The 17,722-nt window shown below is 48.1% G+C and carries 11 protein-coding genes; 4 read left to right on the forward strand and 7 right to left on the reverse strand.

All coding sequences use genetic code 11. The features are described from left to right. Positions 1 to 20 precede the first annotated feature (20 nt). Positions 21 to 2,384 (reverse strand): TonB-dependent siderophore receptor, encoded by a 2,364-nt coding sequence (locus BFP72_RS18115; RefSeq protein ID WP_099600486.1) that lies wholly within the window; start codon positions 2,382 to 2,384, stop codon positions 21 to 23. A 219-nt stretch (positions 2,385 to 2,603) separates the two neighbouring features. On the opposite strand from BFP72_RS18115, the gene BFP72_RS18120 reads away from it, so the two are divergent. Both BFP72_RS18120 and BFP72_RS18125 read left to right on the forward strand, forming a co-directional pair. Next, the gene (locus BFP72_RS18120; RefSeq protein ID WP_099600487.1) at positions 2,604 to 3,206 is read left to right on the forward strand and encodes a hypothetical protein; all 603 of its coding nucleotides are present in this window, start codon (positions 2,604 to 2,606) and stop codon (positions 3,204 to 3,206) included. A gap of 137 nt (positions 3,207 to 3,343) precedes the next feature. Continuing rightward, positions 3,344 to 4,504 carry an iron-containing alcohol dehydrogenase gene (locus BFP72_RS18125; protein ID WP_099600488.1) on the forward strand — a complete coding sequence of 387 codons (1,161 nt, stop codon included), beginning with the start codon at positions 3,344 to 3,346 and terminating at the stop codon, positions 4,502 to 4,504. A 100-nt stretch (positions 4,505 to 4,604) separates the two neighbouring features. On the opposite strand, the gene BFP72_RS18130 is transcribed toward BFP72_RS18125, so the two are convergent. The 6 genes from BFP72_RS18130 to BFP72_RS18155 all read right to left on the reverse strand — a co-directional run bounded on the left by BFP72_RS18130 (position 4,605) and on the right by BFP72_RS18155 (position 14,387). Continuing rightward, entirely contained in the window at positions 4,605 to 5,732 is a 1,128-nt protein-coding gene (locus tag BFP72_RS18130) for a lactonase family protein (protein ID WP_099600489.1), read from the reverse strand. 116 nt (positions 5,733 to 5,848) lie between these two features. After that, a complete protein-coding gene (locus tag BFP72_RS18135) occupies positions 5,849 to 9,343 on the reverse strand; it encodes a CotH kinase family protein (protein ID WP_158233461.1) in 3,495 nt (1,164 codons plus the stop codon). A gap of 25 nt (positions 9,344 to 9,368) precedes the next feature. Continuing rightward, the gene (locus BFP72_RS18140; RefSeq protein WP_099600491.1) at positions 9,369 to 10,604 is read right to left on the reverse strand and encodes a hypothetical protein; all 1,236 of its coding nucleotides are present in this window, start codon (positions 10,602 to 10,604) and stop codon (positions 9,369 to 9,371) included. Continuing rightward, the gene (locus tag BFP72_RS18145; RefSeq protein WP_073121361.1) at positions 10,601 to 11,611 is read right to left on the reverse strand and encodes an HlyD family secretion protein; all 1,011 of its coding nucleotides are present in this window, start codon (positions 11,609 to 11,611) and stop codon (positions 10,601 to 10,603) included. Before BFP72_RS18145 ends, BFP72_RS18140 begins: the two co-directional genes overlap by 4 nt. Further along, positions 11,608 to 12,285, reverse strand: a complete 678-nt coding sequence (locus BFP72_RS18150) for a DUF4956 domain-containing protein (protein ID WP_099600492.1) — start codon at positions 12,283 to 12,285, stop codon at positions 11,608 to 11,610. The genes BFP72_RS18145 and BFP72_RS18150 overlap by 4 nt, the downstream gene beginning before the upstream one ends. Before the next feature lie 74 nt (positions 12,286 to 12,359). Further along, a complete protein-coding gene (locus BFP72_RS18155) occupies positions 12,360 to 14,387 on the reverse strand; it encodes a CotH kinase family protein (protein WP_099600493.1) in 2,028 nt (675 codons plus the stop codon). 188 nt (positions 14,388 to 14,575) lie between these two features. Here BFP72_RS18155 and BFP72_RS18160 point away from each other — a divergent pair, with 188 nt between their 5' ends. Further along, on the forward strand, positions 14,576 to 14,989 hold the full coding sequence (locus BFP72_RS18160; RefSeq protein WP_099600494.1) for a hypothetical protein: 414 nt from the start codon (positions 14,576 to 14,578) through the stop codon (positions 14,987 to 14,989). After that, positions 14,989 to 17,718, forward strand: coding sequence for an outer membrane beta-barrel protein (locus tag BFP72_RS18165; protein ID WP_099600495.1), 2,730 nt, complete (start codon positions 14,989 to 14,991; stop codon positions 17,716 to 17,718). Before BFP72_RS18160 ends, BFP72_RS18165 begins: the two co-directional genes overlap by 1 nt. Positions 17,719 to 17,722: the final 4 nt, after the last annotated feature.

Below are 17,722 nucleotides of genomic sequence, written 5' to 3' on the forward strand. Positions count from 1 at the left end.
TTTGTAAAGTGATGAAATGTTTATTTTTTGAACGTATAGGTGAGATTGACAAAATAGGATCGGCCATACCCAAACAGTTGGCTGGTAGAGGTACTGGAACTGTGCCCACTAGAGGGTAGACCTGTGGTTGATACTGAGACTACATCGAGTAGGTTTCTAGCTCCGATTTTGATGCTGAGACTGTTGTCGAATAGGTTTTTTTGCATACTGGCATCCAAGAAGGTGTATGGGGCCACGGTGATTTTGTTGATACCGTCTTCATTTTGGGCATAGCGCTCGTTACTGCCGTTGTATTTGATATTGACTGCCGCGGTGGTGTTGATTTTACTGAAGAGGTAGGCCAGTTGCCCACTTCCAGTCAAGGTGAAGAGGTAATCTTCGTCTGTGTTTTCGTTTTCGAGGGATTGTCGCACGCCCGTATACGCTGCCCCGAGCTGGAGGCTGAGGTGCTTGATTTGGACTTGGTTGCTGGTCGAAATACCGATGGTCTGGTACTGGTTGATGTTGAGATAAGTCGATCTCTGGATGTCGCTAACCGCAGTGGGGTCCGCGTCAGTGACGAGGGCGAGATCGACTTTGTCCTTGATGTTGAAATGATAGCCTTTGATTTCATTTTTGAATGTCACCAGTCCAAGATGACTTGGCTTGGAGAGGTTGAGCATGATGGAGACGCCATCTTCTGGCTCGAGATCGGGATTGCCGGTCACGTCATGGTTGGCATCTACAAAATAGCGGTATAGCTGTGTGTAGTTGGGTGTCTTGTAGGCAGAGCCTACTACTAGCTGTGTGGTGAATTGCCTCGGAGACTTGAGTATAGCTGCCATGGACCAAATCAAGTGGTTGTCATAGCTGGAGTTATTGTTGATCCGCAGGCCAGGGGATAGGGTCAGTGAGGGGATCATACTCCAGTCCGTCTGTACGAAGATGTCGGTATTGCGGAGACTTTGTTGAGAGACGTTGTTGGAGTATTTGCCACTGGCGATGGCGTCATATCCACGCTGAAAGTCAAACTCGTATCCAGTTGTTAGGCTCAGCCAAGTGAGGTGAGGGAGTAGGTTGTCAACCAGCCCCTTGGAATAGATCAACTCACTTGATTGGTTTTTGTACAGACCGGTAGTGCTCACCTTGGCTTGGTGCTCTATGTCATAGGTGTAGTCTTCGAGGTAGCGCGTTTGCTTCTGATAGGATAGGAATATCGTAGCAGAAGATTGCCCGATTTGCTGATCCAAACTGAGGCTTTGGACTTGGCGTTTGGTGAGGTACTTTTTGTCTCTGGCTTTGTACTCTGGCAATCCATCGATTCCCACACCTCCCAGGAGGGTGGTGTCGTGGATGTATAAGTTTTCTTGGTAGTATGCGAATTTGTAAGCAAGCTTAGTGGATTGGCTGATCCGGTAGTTGATTCCAGCGTTGAGGTTGAGCTGTTCTTTGGGGTTCCATTCATACCCACGTACACCTTCCGAGCCGTAGTAGTTTTCACCACGGTGGTCGTTTTTGAATCCTTTGAAGTCGTTGTGATTGGCACCAGCAGTGAGGGTTAGTTTTGGGTTGATACTGCTGGATAGTTGGATGCGTTGGATGTGTCTGCCCTCGTCACTCCAGTTGTATTCACTGCCGACGGTTTCTTCTTGTACTGAAGCGCTGATTTGTAGCGGACTTGGGTTGTCTTTTTTGGTAATGATGTTGATGATGCCGGCGATGGCATTGGAGCCATACATGACACCCATTGATCCTTCGGTCACTTCGATGCGTTCGACATTGTCAAGGTTGAGTTGCGTGATGTCAATGTCATTGCCTACCCCATTGTCACTGATGACTGGGATGTTGTCAATGAGGATTTTGACGTATTCTCCGCTGAGACCAAACATACTGACCGTTGATTTGCCGTCGCTGGCATTGGGTGTCACGCTGATGTTGGGGTTGAAATTGAGTACGTCAGATAGATCATTGCCCCCGAGTTGCTCGATGGTTTGTCTGTTGATTTCTTGGACGACATAGAGGTCTTTGTCAGTCGCGTGATTTTGGTAGGCATCTGACATGACAGTGACATCTTGCATGACTGTAGCTGTAGGTTGGAGTCGAAAGGGCTCCTTTTTTGCCTCGGAGAGAGTCTCTATGAGAGCCTCATAGCTGAGGTGTTGGGTTTGCAAGCGTAGCGGGTGAGCTAGGTCGGATGTTCGGAAATACCCGTCGATATCCGTGACCCCTTGCACAGATTGCTGCGGATCAGAGATAGATTGGAGCAGCACACCCATCCCGACAATAGGTTCGTTGGTCTCATGATCTAGAAATTGGAGTTCTACAGATTGACCTTGTGCTGCTCCGCTATAAAGCAAAATCGTGAGGGCTAGCGCCCAAAATATGGTTACATTTCTTTGTCTCATTATTTAGATTGATTCTAAACAATGCAAATCTGCTGCAATCTCTATCACTACACAATCGCTAGACCTAGTGAAAAGCCTAGCTAGTATTAGTGAATTTGATGAGACAGGTCTTTTGATACGTGTCATCGATTAGGTAGGGATGAAAAGTAGGACGGGCCTGAGTGTTATTTTGTGAAGGATTGATTAGTTTGTGAGACATTCTGAACTAAATGAAAAAACATGAAAATCAAATTTACACTTGTAGTAGCGATGCTGCTGATGGTTTTTGGGAGTCAAGCTCAAAAATTGAAAGTAACGTCGGGGAAGTTGAAAGCACTCTCTTCGTATAAATCTTATAATATGGAGTATAGCTATCACGAGGGCTTGAAAATTGGCAAGAAAACCGAGGAAGAGTATTTGGCTGAGAAAAAGGAAGCCAAAAATGAAAAGGAAGCAGGAACTGGAGACGCTTGGGTAGCGACTTGGCACGAAAACAAAGAGGGAGGTAAATTTTTTGACAAGTTCGAGACACTTTTCAACGAAGTGCTATCCAAGGACGGTGTGACCGCTAGTAGAGACAATGCAGACGCTCCGTGCACGATCAAAATAGAAGTGTATTTTTTGGATCCAGGGTATCACATTGGGATTTCGTCTAAACCCGCTTACGTGAGCATGAAGGCTACTTTTGTGGCAGATGGTAGCGAAATCGCCGTAGTAGACTTGGCCAAAGCACCAGGGCAAGGAGCTGGAGGATACGATTTTGATGCTTCATATAGAATATCGGAGGCCTTCGAAAAAACCGGAAAGACCTTGGCAAAAGAGCTGTCTAAGCAGGCGTATTGATTGGTCCTACCCAACAGTAGAAAATTTAAACCCTGATTTGATCGAGTCAGGGTTTTTTGTTGTTCAATTTTGCCAGACATCTCCAAACATTTTTGTCCTAGATCAGTTCAACTCATTAACGAAAAAATGAATAACTCATGAAGAATTTCGAATTATACAATCCTACCAATCTAATTTTTGGCAAAGGCCAAATCGAAAAGATAAAAGATCTCATCCCTACTAGTAGCAAAGTACTGATGCTCTATGGAGGAGGAAGTATCAAGACCAATGGAGTCTACAATCAAACGATTGCTGCTTTGGCAGAACATGAGGTGGTTGAGTTTGGAGGGATCGAAGCGAACCCCGAGTATCAGACCTTGCTCAAAGCTTTGGCGGTGATCAAAGAGGAAAAAATTGATTTCCTATTGGCAGTGGGAGGCGGTTCAGTGATCGATGGGACCAAATTTCTTTCTTCAGCTGCTTTGTATGAAGGAGATACTCCTTGGGATATACTAGCCAACCGCATTCGTACGGTCAAGGGGATGCCATTTGGGACGGTACTCACTCTGCCAGCTACGGGCAGTGAGATGAATAGTGGGGCAGTCGTCAGTCGCAAAGAGACGAACGAAAAATTAGCGATGGGTGGACCAGGCTTGTTTCCTCAGTTTTCGATTTGTGATCCTGAGGTGGTGCGTTCGATTCCAGAGCGGCAGTTGGCCAATGGAGTAGCGGATGCATATACCCATGTGTTGGAGCAGTATATGACCTACCCGACAGAGGCTCATCTGCAGGATCGAATATCCGAATCCATCATGCAAACTTTGGTAGAGGTAGCACCGAGAGTGATTGTTGATCCATCCAATTATGATGTAGCGGCTAACTTCATGTGGTGTTGTACCATGGCTCTCAATGGTCTGATACAAAAGGGCGTCCCGACAGATTGGTCTGTACACATGATCGCTCATGAGATCACAGCACATTATGGCGTAGACCATGCCCGTACTTTGGCGATTGTTTTGCCGAGTGCCTATCAGCTTCAGTTTGACAAGAAGAAAGAGAAACTGGCACAGTATGCCGAGCGTGTATGGGATGTGACCGAGGGTACGGTCGAAGAAAAAGCGAAGATAGCGATCGAGAAAACAGAGTCTTTTTATCAATCGCTTGGCATCAAGACTAAGTTGAGAGACTACACAGATGACTATCAAGGGTTTGCTGCCAAGGCAGCACAGAGCTTGAGAGAGCATGGCTTGGTCAAGCTTGGTGAGCATGGAGATATCACCCCTGAGGTCGCGGAGAAGATCCTAGAGATGTCGTACTAGCTTCGATTGCTGGGCCACAAAAAATAAAAAGGTCTTTGGAAGAGTTACTTAGACGACTCTTCCAAAGACCTTTTTTTATGCCTAGCGGATGTTGGTCTTACTAAAACTTCAAGCACACAGGCTGAGAGATTTCGAGCTGCTGATCCGTGTAGTACATCATACCTGTTTCCTTGTCACGTTTGAACACCGTGATGTTGTTGGATTTTTTGTTGGCCACCAGTATGTAGTTGTTGTCAGGTGAGAGTGTGAAATTTCTTGGCCAATCTCCCATTACTGATTCTGTAGCGATCATTTTGAGTGCAGAGGTCTCTGGGTCGATACTGAAGATGGCGATGCTGTTGTGTCCACGGTTGGAGGCGTAGAGGTATCTACCGTCGTCTGAGACATGGATGTCTGCACAGCTGTTGTCTCCTTCGTGTCCTTCGGGTAGAGTGCTGACTTTGGATAGAGCAGTCATTTTTCCAGTCAAGGGGTCTATTGATGCAGTAGTCACCGTGCTAGAGAGCTCACTTATCACGAAAGCTATGTCCTTGTTGGGGTGGAAGGTCAAATGTCTTGGTCCGTCTCCTGCATCGAGTTGGAGTGCTACTTCTCCTTCTGCTGTGAGATCCGCTACGGAGTACATGCGGATTTGGTCTATACCTAGATCCACGCCGTAAAGGTATTGACCGTCTTTGGAGAATACCGCACAGTGTGCATGAGGAGCTTCTTGGCGATCGGAATTCGGTCCAGTGCCTTCGTGCTGCTGGTTGACAGGGTTGTCACTCAATGCGCCTGCTGCGTCGAGTGGGTACGACACGACATTGCCTCCACCGTAGTTGGCGATGGCAACTAGACTGTCTTGTAGAGATACATAGCACGGATAGAGTCCTTGAGAGGATTGGCTGTTGATGAGGTCGAGTTGGGTGTGAGAGTCATTCCACTGGTAGGCGGTGACATTGCCCTCTCCCCCTTCGTTGACGGCATAGACGCGTTGCTTGTCTGGGCTCAGGGCCAAATACGAAGGGCTAGTCGTAGTAGCGACTAGCTGCTTGTCTGAGATTGCTCCAGTAGCAGGATCAAACTGGATGCTGTAGATACCTTCACTGCCTTGCCCGGTGTAGGTTCCGACGAGTATTTCGAGTCTAGGGGTTGGCTCAGTGACCGATTCCTGTTGACTTTTATGTGTTTGAGTACTGCAGGCGGTGGACACTAAGGCCAAGAGTACATAAATCGTGTGACGTTTCATAAGATGTGTTTTTAGGTGTTGCTAAACTAATAAATCAAACCGGATAATTGCCAACTACTCGCTGAGCGCGTGTACTTTGTCTCTGAACTGTGTTTTTCTCGATTCATGGTTTGGGTTTAGTGAGTCAACAGGATACGCTGTACCATATGATGGCCGTCAGTGATGACCTGTATCAGGTAGACACCACTAGTATATTGTCCAGAAGGCACCCATGTATACTGGTGCGTGCCTGGATTTTGTGGGCCATCGTGCAACGTCAGCAATGGTCTACCATATAAGTCGATTATCTGCACTTGGAGCGGGCCATTAGAGAGTGTCTTTATGGATACTGTCATCTCTTGGCTGAATGGGTTGGGGTAGGTGAGTACTTGAATGTTTGTAGGCTCAGTCACATCGAGTATGACGCTGTTGGCTTCTCCAGGGTTGCTATCGTTGAGTGCATACCAGCTGCTTGCTTTGGTGTTGTCGTAGTTGGGGTTTTGGAGTGCCAGCGAAGCGCCTTTGCCATCGGGTGAGGAGGGCCATGGGGCTACCGATTCGTAGCATACCTCTTCGGCGAGGTTGCCGTCTGCATCGAAGATTCGGACACACTCGGCTTCATTGCCCAATCCGAAATCAAAATCCCCCACTGTAGGGATATTGCCCTCGTAGTGGGCTGAGAAGTTTTCTACACTGCGGCAGAGTATCAAGAAGCCTCCCGCGGCTAGTGTTGTTTGATCTGGAACCGTAAAGATGTGATCGTCCTCTCCATCCTTCATCACCCAGCCACTGAGGTCTAGGGTTTGGCCACCCTTGTTGTAGAGTTCTACCCAGTCCTCTATGTCTGGATCGTCTGCGGATTTGTAGAATATTTCATTCACGATCAGGTCATTGAGCGGATTGTCTACCTCTTCGAATACTGCAGTAATTGTTGTGTTCTCGGTCAGGGTAATGTGGGTTTGCTCGTCGGTCTCGTCTATCCCCTCCCATCTGACAAAACGATGACCAGGTTTGGCAATAGCCGTCAGAGGAACGGGTACATTTCTGAAATACTCTCCTGTCCAGTTGGCTTGATCGATGGTCAGCGTGCTGAGCTGGACAGATCCATAGCTATTGTTGTTGATCTCAACAGTGACCGAAACGGATTGACCGACCGAGAGTGTAGAACTGACGATATTTTTCATCACAGCAGGTCGCTTCTGAGCAAAGTCACGCATGACATCCGCACGCTCCTTCCAGTAATTGTAGTCTCCATACCACCGGTTCATGTGGGCTTGGATTTCGTTTTCGATAGTGGCGATTTTCGCTTCCAGATTTTCACTGATATTGGCAGGGAGCCAAGTTGTGTTGAGTTGATCAGCGATGGTATTGACGAACTGATGCTTAAAGCTGTCGTTGGTCATCAGCCTGCGGAGGATGAGTGTAGACCAGGGGGGATTGGGCCAGTCTGGTCCGTTGGATGCCAGTGCAAAACTCAGCGTATTGTTGCTGTGATCATTTTCTTCCCAAATGCCAAAACCAAAATCAGTATCATAGGCAATCCATCGCCATTTGGCTGTATCATTGGCTTCTCGCCAGTATTTGATGTTGTTGCCGGGCCAGTCCGTATTGTTGATGAATATGTTGGCACTCTGATAGTAGATGAAATTTTGGATATCTATCTGAGTAGCGATATAGGCTAGGTCTTCATCTGTGATAGTGCTGTGGTTTTCGAGGTATTGGACGAGTGCAAGGTAGTGCGCTTCGTCCCCATGAACAGGTATCCCTGAGGTTTCGAGCATTTCGATCTCGTCACTGTCTACATCGTGGTTGTCGGCGAGGAAATGTTCGTTGATTTTCTCACGCACGTTGTGGATGCCCCAGTACTCACCGTTGATATAGAGCACTGCGGGTTGGTATCCTTGTTTGTCTACACTTTCGTGAAAAAGTGACGTGTTGAACCCATCTCTTAGCATGGTGTTGTTCCAGTCGTTACCGGAGTTGCGTAGAACGATACTTGAAAATTCGTCTAGGTCTTTTTGATCGAAGAGCTCGTACTCGATAGGTCCGTCTCCGTAGGATTTTCTGAAATGTATGGCGAGGGACTTTTGGTCATTGCCCCGGCTGTATGCGCCGAATATTTTGGCCCCTGCATGCGCAGAAAACGCAATGTCTCCGTCGGTATCGATCATAGTGAGGTGTACGGGTTTTTCCCAGTCCTGCCAAAAATTCGACCCAAAATAGGGAAAGTCGTTCTCTGCGTTGGGGCCTTTGACATACATCCCCGTCGTGGGATCAAAGAAGTCGTCATGATCCACGATCAGGGATAGTACGGGTATCTCATGGCTGATGTTGATCATATAGGAAGCCGACGAGATCGGACCCGCCAAGGTGTTAGGAGCCAGTACTCTGGCACGGATGACGGTACTATTCGATACGGTGATCGCGGTGCTGTAGATAGCATCGGTATCCGTCGGTTCGCTACCGTCTGTCGTGTAGTAGATCGTGCCTGCCACGTCCTCGGTGTTCATCTCTACGGTGACATTGCCTTGGTAGAGGCCACTTGGTTGGGCGAGTGTCACCTCGCCCGCGATGGCATCATAGGCGGTCGTGTTGTTTTCTGTTCCAGGTGTAGCTTCTGCAAAATAGTGTAATTCGTCAGATCCTGATAAGCGACCGATAGAGATCCCAGCGCGGAGCGAACCGGTGTAGAGCGTATCGATAATTTCCTGTACACTGTTGCGTAGAAACAAAGAATCGCCCGACGAAGAAATTTTGAAGTCCGTATGAAAACTGTTTTGGTAAAGGGAGATGTCGTCGGAGATCACTCCGGCATGTGCAGCGGCTGTACTGCCCAGCGTTAAGATAGGAATGATCGTCAGGTCAGAAGATCCCGAACCAGCGTTGTGCAGTTGGATGGCCAGGAGATTCTCTCCCTCCACCAACAGATCACTGTGATCGGATACATCGTAACGTTCGGGTGCTCCACCGTGGTACATGGTCGCTTCGCGCAACGCTGAACTTTCGTCAAAGGCTGGCGGAGTACCTGTCAGTCCTGAGCGAGCGATCTCTGTCCCATTGAGATAGGCAACAAAACCATCGTCATAGTCAATATCAAGGAGTAGACGGTCTATGGATGCAGCCCCATCTACTGCAAAGGTCTTGCGGAGGTAAACAGCGTTAGTCGCCTCGATGATCGTCTGGTCGTCATCGTCTCCATAGCCGATACTTGTTGGGCCTTCTAACCAGCCCGATGCATCGAAGCTATCGCTGATCCATTCGCTACTCGGCTCTGCAGTCGGCACGAAGTATTGCCAGGTGTCTCCCTGATCGATCACGGTGCGCCAGTAGGTCGGAGGGGTTTTGCGGTCTTTGTCCGAGGCAAATACCAGCAAGTAGCCCCCAGCTGCGAGTTCAAACTCGGGGAAGGTCCAAAAGCTATCAGGGGTGGAGCTATCTGAGACTCCGTAGCCCGAGAGGTCAATAGAAGCATCGGTCGGGTTGTAGATTTCGAACCAGTCTGAGCTTTCGCCATCTTCGTCGTAGATGGTCTCGATGTTGGAGGCCATCGCTTCGTTGAACTGTAGCCCTTGAGCAGAGAGGGTCTGTGTCGTGAGTAGAGCGAATCCTGTTACTATCCAAAATTTAGTCATAGCTATCATGTTCTTTTTAGTCGAATCAATTGCGGTTGATTATAGGTTGGAAGTCTCGGGAAAGGTAGTTGATCAGAGGGCTGTTGGCAAGTAGGCCTTTTTGGTCGAGGTATTCGATGAAGGCGATCCTGATTTTCTTTTCCAGCTGGGCCAGCTCCATGTCCAAATCTAGGTGGTAGTTCTTCAATTTAGACAATTCGGTCCAGTCTACTGCTATGTTGGCATTGACCTGGATCTTTTGTGCAAGGGCTTGGCGCTGGCGCAACATTTCGTATTGTGCTATCCAAGCGTCTAGTTGGAGGGTGTTGAGTTTGGATTCGTTTTGTACGAGGCTTTTGGTAGCCTCTACTTTGGCAGCTTCATCGATGAGCTTGACCCGGTCGCGGTTGAGCTTTGGTTTGTCCGGGTTGACGATGGGTAGGCGTATCCCCACCTGAAAGCCCAAGTGGTCGTTGATGTCAGCGCCACGTTCGGTATCGATGTTGCCTTGGATGTAGCCAATGTTGCTGCGGGCTTCTGCTTTGTCGATTTTGAGCATTTGCTGGTTGAGAGCAAGCTCTTGTTCTGCTTCGATGATGGCTAGGTTTTGATGGTCGGCTAGCGCAGTACTCGTGAGGTAGTCTTTGATCTGAGCTACTGTGATGAGATGATTTGTATCTATCGTGAGGGTGTCGGAGATACCATAGTCTAGCCCGATGTAGCAGCGTGTGACAAGGCTTTGTGTTTTGATTTCCTCGTACTGAAGGAGATGCTTGGTTTGGTTGGATTGGAAGACGATGATGTCTTTGAGCTCCATGCCTTGTTGTGCGTTGTTTTGGAGGATTTTTTCTTCCAGCTGGATACGTTCGCTCAGGTACTTTTCTTGCTGGGTCAAGTCTATCAGGTCGATGACCATGAGGTAGCGGTTTTTGAGCGCTTCGTTGAGGACGATCTGGTGTTTGGTGGTGAGGCTCTCTAGATGTTGGTTGTAGTAGATTTTGTTGGCTTTGATCTCAGCGGGATTGGTGGGTGATAGGCGTAGACGGTACTCGTTGAGTGAAGCGTTGGCGTCTTCACTACCGACGCGGAGTTCGACACGGTTGAGCCAGGGCGAGTTGTAGTTGTTGTCGCTGAGGAACTGCTTCTGCGCTTGGTATCGCTCCAATGCCTGATCTTCTAGCGCCGTGGCTAGGTAGCCTTCTATGGAGAAGGTCATTTGGCCGTGTGCCTGATAAGTGATGGCGTACATACCTATCAACAAAAGAATCAAGTAGCGCATCATTTCAGTTTTACGTAGACTTTTTCCCCATGGAGGAAATTACTTTGGTCGGGGATTTTGATGAAAATCTCTCGACCGTACATCGGTAGTTCTTGGTTGATTTTGAGCCGTGAGGGATATTCGATGATGCGTGATCCGATCTCGGAGATGGTACCTGATACGTGGTAGGCTCGGTTGGTTGACTCGACAATGACGGATTGACCGGTGTTTAGTTCTGCATTTTGACGCTCGTTGATCAAGGCGCGGATCACAGAGGGGTCGTGTGCATAGATGGTCATCAGCGTGGTGAAAGGCGAGGCGAGTTCGTCCTGCTCGATGAGGATGTTACCGACCGTACCGTCTTCTTTGGCGACTTGGTAGAGTTCGCTTTCTTCTTGCTGGAGCAGCACCAGTTGATCGTCGTATTGCTTCATTTCATTTTCGGATTCTTTGATTTTGAGCTCATAGAGTGTGTTGAGTTTTTTCTTTTTCAGCTGGTATTGCTGTTTGGCATGGCTGATTTCTTCGCGGAGCACTTCGATACGGAGTTGGACATAGGAGCGATCTGTGGAGGTATTGCCACTTGGGCTGATGTTGAGGCTTTCGATGCTTTGGGCGATCTCCGCTTGCTGCTGCAGGAGGAGTTTGAGGCGTTCGATTTCGGCCTGATTGTCACTGGTGATGAGGTCTACGTCCATCTGTGCCAGGTCCATCTCATGTTGTTTTTCGATCTGATAGATGGAAATCTGTGATTGGAGGCGTTCCAGATTATTTTTCATGTTATCCACTTCGAGGAGGAGGTCTTGGCGCTCGACTTTGAGTAGGGGGTCACCTTTTTTGACTTCCTGGCCTGGAAGGACAAAAATTTCTTTGACGCGCACCGCTTTGTGGTAACTGATGGCGTGTTTTTGGGGCTCGACCTGTGCTAGGATGGATGTCGTAGAGTTGTAGGATTGAAACGAAACCAAAGCCAACAGTCCACCGATGACAACCCAAAGGACGTATAGGAGATTTTTTTTGATCAAACTCATAGCTGTGTCAGGTTATCACTTCTTTCCAACTTGATGCTTTCGAATCCCTCTTTGGCTTTGAGCTCGGTGTAGAAGGTGTCCTTGCTGTGTCCAGTGCTCAGGGTCAAGAAGAATTCGTAGCGGTCGCCACGGCTTCTGCTAGAGACGGAGAGCATGCGGTAGTCTTGGCATTTTTCTTTCAAGAAATCATGCATGGTTTTCTCAGACGTTTCCGTCAGGAGGAGAAAACCAAGGCTGAACTCCTGATTGAGTTGTTTGCTGCCATAGGGGGAGAAATAGAGAATGCCAGCGATCATACAGTAGACCAAAGTCCCCGCTATGGCAATCGAATAGCCATAGACCCCAGAAGCGATCCCGACGGAGAGTGCTGCGAAGATGAATATGATGTTTCGTGGGTTTTCTATCCTGAGACGAAAACGCACAATGGCGATCGCTCCCATGATACCGAATCCCGCTGCGACGTTGTTGCCCACAGCCATGATGACCATACAGGTCACGATAGAACTCAAGATCATGGCTTGGATAAAATTGCGCGAAAGCGCAGTCCCTTGGCTGGTCAAGTGATACGTGAAGCTAATCGCGCTACTCAGCACAAAGGATAGCAAGATAGAAAAGAGTGCTACCTCAAAGGAGGGGAATTCATAGAAGTCCCCGTCAGTCAATACATCAAACATGCCCTTAGTAATTATTTTTTGGTAGGCATATCTCTACCCACCATTCACAATGTTAACAAATTATGATGGATAATCTAATTTCTTAACATTTTCGTAACCGACTGATTTGTCGCCGTACGGACGTGTACAAAATAGACCCCCGGTTGAAGAGCAGTGAGTGTCAAGGTGGCCGAGGGACTATGGGGCTGCATCATGAAGACTACCTGGCCGTTGAGGTTGGTGATGTGGAGTTCCGAGATGTCTTCTTGGGCTTGGACGTGGATTGATCCTGTGCTTGGGTTGGGGTAGAGCAGCACCTTGTCACTGCTTTTTTTTTCGCCCGTCGATAGCGGCACAAAGTCCACGTCCTTGGTGCGTATCCAATTACTCGCGACATTGTTGTCACTGTTGGGATCACTGAGCTCTAGGTAATAGCCACTGCCATCTGCATCAGGCCAGTCACCTTCATCGCTGTAGGTCACTTCGTCGATGGTATTGCCGTAGGCATCTAGGAGCTGGATACGTTGACCGCCGTTGGATAGACTTCTGTAATACTGATCGTCAGCTGCCAAGCCATATTTTTGCTCGTAGATGCTGGCGTTGCTAGCGAGTGTGGTGGTAGCTCCTGCTGCGAGTGTACTCTCTGCAAACTGATAGACGAGCCCCGTCCCTCCAAAGTAGACGCCCGTCAGATCGACTGTTGTGCTGCCGTTGTTGAGGATTTCGATGAACTCTAGTTCTTTGCTTTCCACCGGGTCTTGGTCTTCGGGATTGTAGTGGATTTTGGTGATGACGAGTGGAGGAGTGGAGACTGCTGCACAGGCACTGTAGTCGCCCAACTCTGTGGTCATCCAGGTGATTCTCTCGGAGAGAAAATCTTTGATCTGTGTGATGTGCTGGTCATGATCGACAATGGTACCCCAGCGTGCCTCTTCGCGAATGGTAGCCTCGCTGATTTCTGCGACGATTTCATCGATACGGGTATTGAGACGAGTCTCGTTGAGCGGCTGGTCGGGAGTAGTGAGTTCGTTCCAGCGTTTAGATAGGTAGCAGCGGTAAGTGTCGTCCTCGTAGAGATCAAGCCAAAACTTGGAACCGACATTGTCGCCATTGTCAAACTGCCATATATCTGGTTTGCTTCTGTCCAGTCCCCAAAAACGGAGATCATTGTCGAAGGTCAAATTCAGATCCCAGATCGGTCCTGCACGTAATTTCCCCATCTTGTCCTTGTGAAAGTAAGTGCTGTACTGGTAGGCATCCGAATTGGACGACAGCTCATTGATCAGCATAAAGTCGATGAATGAAGGTATGTCGATGAGAGAGGGGTAACCGTCGGCCTTATCGCTATTTTGATTGCGAGAGGTACTCGCCAGTTGGATGAATACTGATTCGATGTAGGAGGTCTGGGTATTGGTGGCGTCTTCGGGTTTGGGTACGACATGGACATAGTCTACGTTTTGACCTGTGTTGGTAGACATACTCCATGCGAGGGGGTCGTCATCTGCTCTGTCTGCCTGGGTGATATAGCCACCACTGAGGTCAGGTTGTGTCGCAGCGGATTCCTCTATTTGGTCTATGTCTACCCGGTTGTCATCTGCTTTAATTTTTTCCATCAGGATGTATAGGCCGTTGTAGGATCCGTTGAGGATAAGCTCGCAGTATCGCGTGCGGGGGGCGTAGTTGCCCAGCTGACGAGAAAGCTCGTAGCAGAGGTAGTCTCGGATGAGCGAACTGTCATAGGCAATCCCGCTCAGGATCCAGTCGTTTTCTTTGGGCATATCGAGGAGGCTGACATTGTCTTTGTCTGAGCCATCTGTAGTATAGGTGGTGAATCCGTATTGCTTTTTCGCGAGGGATTGTGAGCTGGAGCCGCGAACTTCTATTTTGATTCGGCTATCAAAGTCTAGGTAATCGTCCGTGTTCTGATCATTGAGATAGTTTCTTTCTCCCTCGCCTCGATAGATGATTTTCATATCTGCCCAGACTTTGGGTTCGTCTGGGATCGTCTGGTCATTGTCGGTATCGACAAGTACGATGGGGAGGTTGCTATCGGTGAAAGTCTGCGCCATAGAGGTGCAGCACATCGCCCATACGGCGAATAGTAGTAATGTAAATCGTTTCATAGTGCCCTTAATCTTAGTCCCGAATCTACGATGAACTATCTAGGTTTCAAACTTTGGTGTAGAGGACTATTGGGTTGGGACTTCAATTTGTCATCAGAATTTTTTTTCACCATTGTGAAAAAAAGTGAAGGGAGAGAGCAAGTTTCTTGTTTTAAGATCATCTAACCTTTCAAAAAACATATTGTACTATGACATTTGATTTTCAAAAGGGGATATTTCTCGTTCTATTATTTACGCTCGTAGGGTGGCAATCTATCGCTCAGCCCGGTGGACGTATGAGTCCTGAAGATAGGGTCATGCGTGAAAAGCAAAACCTATACAGTAAGATTGATGATCTATCTGATGATCAAACCATGATCATCGACGGGATCTACGATGAGTATGCTCAGTCAATCAAGGAGAATTTTGAAGAGGCTAGAAAGAATAGGAATTGGGAGGAAATGCGGACCAAAATGGAAGTGCTCAACGAAGAGAAAGACGGATTGATGTTTGACATTCTCAGTGAAGAGCAATACGCCATCTACGAAGAGATGACGACCGCTCAACGCGAGCGTATGAAAGAGAGACAAGGAAACAGAAAGCCAGGAGAGGGACCACAATAATGAGAAAAATCGTACTCAGCATGATTGGCTTGGCCATAGCTTTGACCACATATGGTCAGGAAGTTGTCCATAGCAAAGTATATGGTCGCTTGGTCGACAAAACCGACGGATCGATGTTGATCGGTGCTACGGTGCAACTCTACAACCTCAAGGATTCGACCAAGTCCCGCTATGCGGTGACGGACGTAGAGGGGATCTTCTTGATAAAGGATGTCGAGAGTGCTTTTTACAAAATGAATATCAAAAGCCTCGGGTACAAACCATACTCACGTACCGTGCGGATCTCGATAGAGGAGATGAATTTTGGAAACATATTCATGGAGCAGGATCAGAAAGTCCTCGATGGGATAGAGGTACAAGGTGCCGTCGTAGCGATGGAGGTCAAGGGGGATACCGTCCAATACAACGCAGATGCCTACAAAGTAAATCCGGATGCGAGTACCGCAGATCTCGTCAAAAAGATGCCAGGTATCGTCATCGACGAGAATGGCGTCAGTGCCAACGGCGAGACGGTCGAGCAAGTATTGCTGGATGGCAAACGATTTTTTGGACAAGACCCTTTGTTGTCGCTCAATACCATTCCGGCAGAAGTCGTCCAAAAAGTGGAGGTCTATGATCAGAAAAGTGAACGGTCGCAGTTTACAGGCTATGACGATGGCAACACGACCAAAACCATGAATGTCGTCACTAAAGAGGGCAAGCGCAACGGCCAGTTTGGTAAGGCCTATGCGGGGTATGGCACTGATGACCGATACAAGGCAGGAGCCAATATCAACTCTTTCAAAGACGACCAACGCTTGACGTTGATCGGGATGACGAACAACATCAACCAGCAGAACTTTAGTGGAGAGGATCTCGCCGGAATCAGCGGAGGAGGTGGCGGATTTCGTCGAGGCAATAGCAGCCTCATGACCGGTACCCAGAGTGGGATTACTCAGACCAATTCGGTGGGGCTTAATTTCACGGACGAGTGGGGCACCAAGGCTAAATTCGAGGGGAGCTATTTTTTCAATCAAACACACAATAGTCGAGACGAGACGACCAACAGAGAAATTTACAACGGGGACAGTATACAGTATTATGACGAAATCAAGAACGCCGATACGGATAACCTCAACCATCGTTTGGACTCTCGTATCACCTACGATATCAATGACAACAACCGGTTGATGATCCGTCCGAAGATCAGCTACCAGGACAATGAAAGCCTCACCTATACCGATGGCAATACCGTCAACGAAGGAGGAAGCCTGCTCAACCAGACAGAGAACAATTACAAGAGTGGTAATAAGGCCTTCAACATAGACAACTACATCAGCTACATGCACAAATTTGAGAAGATCGGACGGACTGTGTCGCTGGAGCTAGAGACTGATTACAAGCAGACCAATCGCGAAAACTACTACGAAGATCTCGGTGCAGATTCGGTCACACAGTACCTGACCGATGAGCTGGACTATACCCTAGGTGCTACGGTAGGTTATACGGAGCCTGTTGGCAATACTGCACAGCTGTCTGCCACCTATGAGTTGAGCTATCGGGAGCGTGACTCGGACAAAAACACTTATCAAATCAATCCCAATTCGGGCACCAAGGATTTCAACGCAGCACTCTCCAATCATTTTGTCAGTGGCTATACCGAGCACAAGACTGAGGTGTCGTTGAGCAACCGTACCATGGGGACATTCTATCGCTTTGGGTTGGCCTATCAGTATGCCGAACTGGCCAATAAGCAAATACAGCCAGAGACTGGGGATTTTGTCAATACTTTCCATAGTGTTTTGCCTTTCGCCATGGGCCGCATCGAGCTAGGTAGTGAAGCAGACGTGTTTGTCAGGTATCGTACGAGCACCTCTACTCCATCTATCAATCAGCTTCAAAACGTAATTGACAATAGCAATCCCTTGTTTATCTCTACGGGTAACCCGGAGCTGGATCAGAGTTACTCGCATTCCTTGATGGTGCGATTCAATAAGCCCAACCCGGACAAGAACCGATCGATAGCCAATTTCACACGTGTGGAGACAACCCAAAACTATATCACCAATGAGACCACTTACGCACCACAGGATTCGGTCTATGCGGGAGGCATCGTCGTGCAGCAAGGGGCACAGGTGTCCAAACCGATCAATATGAACGGCTACTGGAATGTAAATAACAATACGACCCATAGCATCCTAGTCGAAAAACTAAAGTCCAATTTTAACACCTCGTTGGGATTCAATTACCGCAGGCTACCTGGACGGACCAATGAGCAAACCAATATCTCCAGTACCTATTCGGGGAATATCAAGTTTGCCCTTGCCAGCAACTTTAGTGAGAATTTTGATTTCAATATCTACTACGATGTGAGTAGCAACTTGGTCAACAACTCCATCGAGTCAATTGCCAATACCAACTACACGACGCAGACGACGGGAGCAAAACTCAACTGGATATTTGGAGGTGGTTTTGTCTTTCGAAATGACATCTACTATCAGAAATACAACGGGATCGAGGATTCATTCGATAGCGAGTATGTCCTCTGGAACATGAGCGTCGCACGCAAATTCTTGAAAAATGACGTGGGAGAATTGGAGCTGTCAGTGTTTGATTTGTTGGGGCAGAACCAAAGTTTCTCCCAGAGTGTCAATCCTGCTTATGTGGAGGAAGTACGTACCGAGGTGCTCCAGCGCTATTTTATGTTGACCTTCACCTATCAGCTTCGTCGATTCTCTGGTGCGAAGTAGGGAT

Source organism: Reichenbachiella sp. 5M10 (genome assembly GCF_002742335.1).
Lineage (GTDB): Bacteria > Bacteroidota > Bacteroidia > Cytophagales > Cyclobacteriaceae > Reichenbachiella.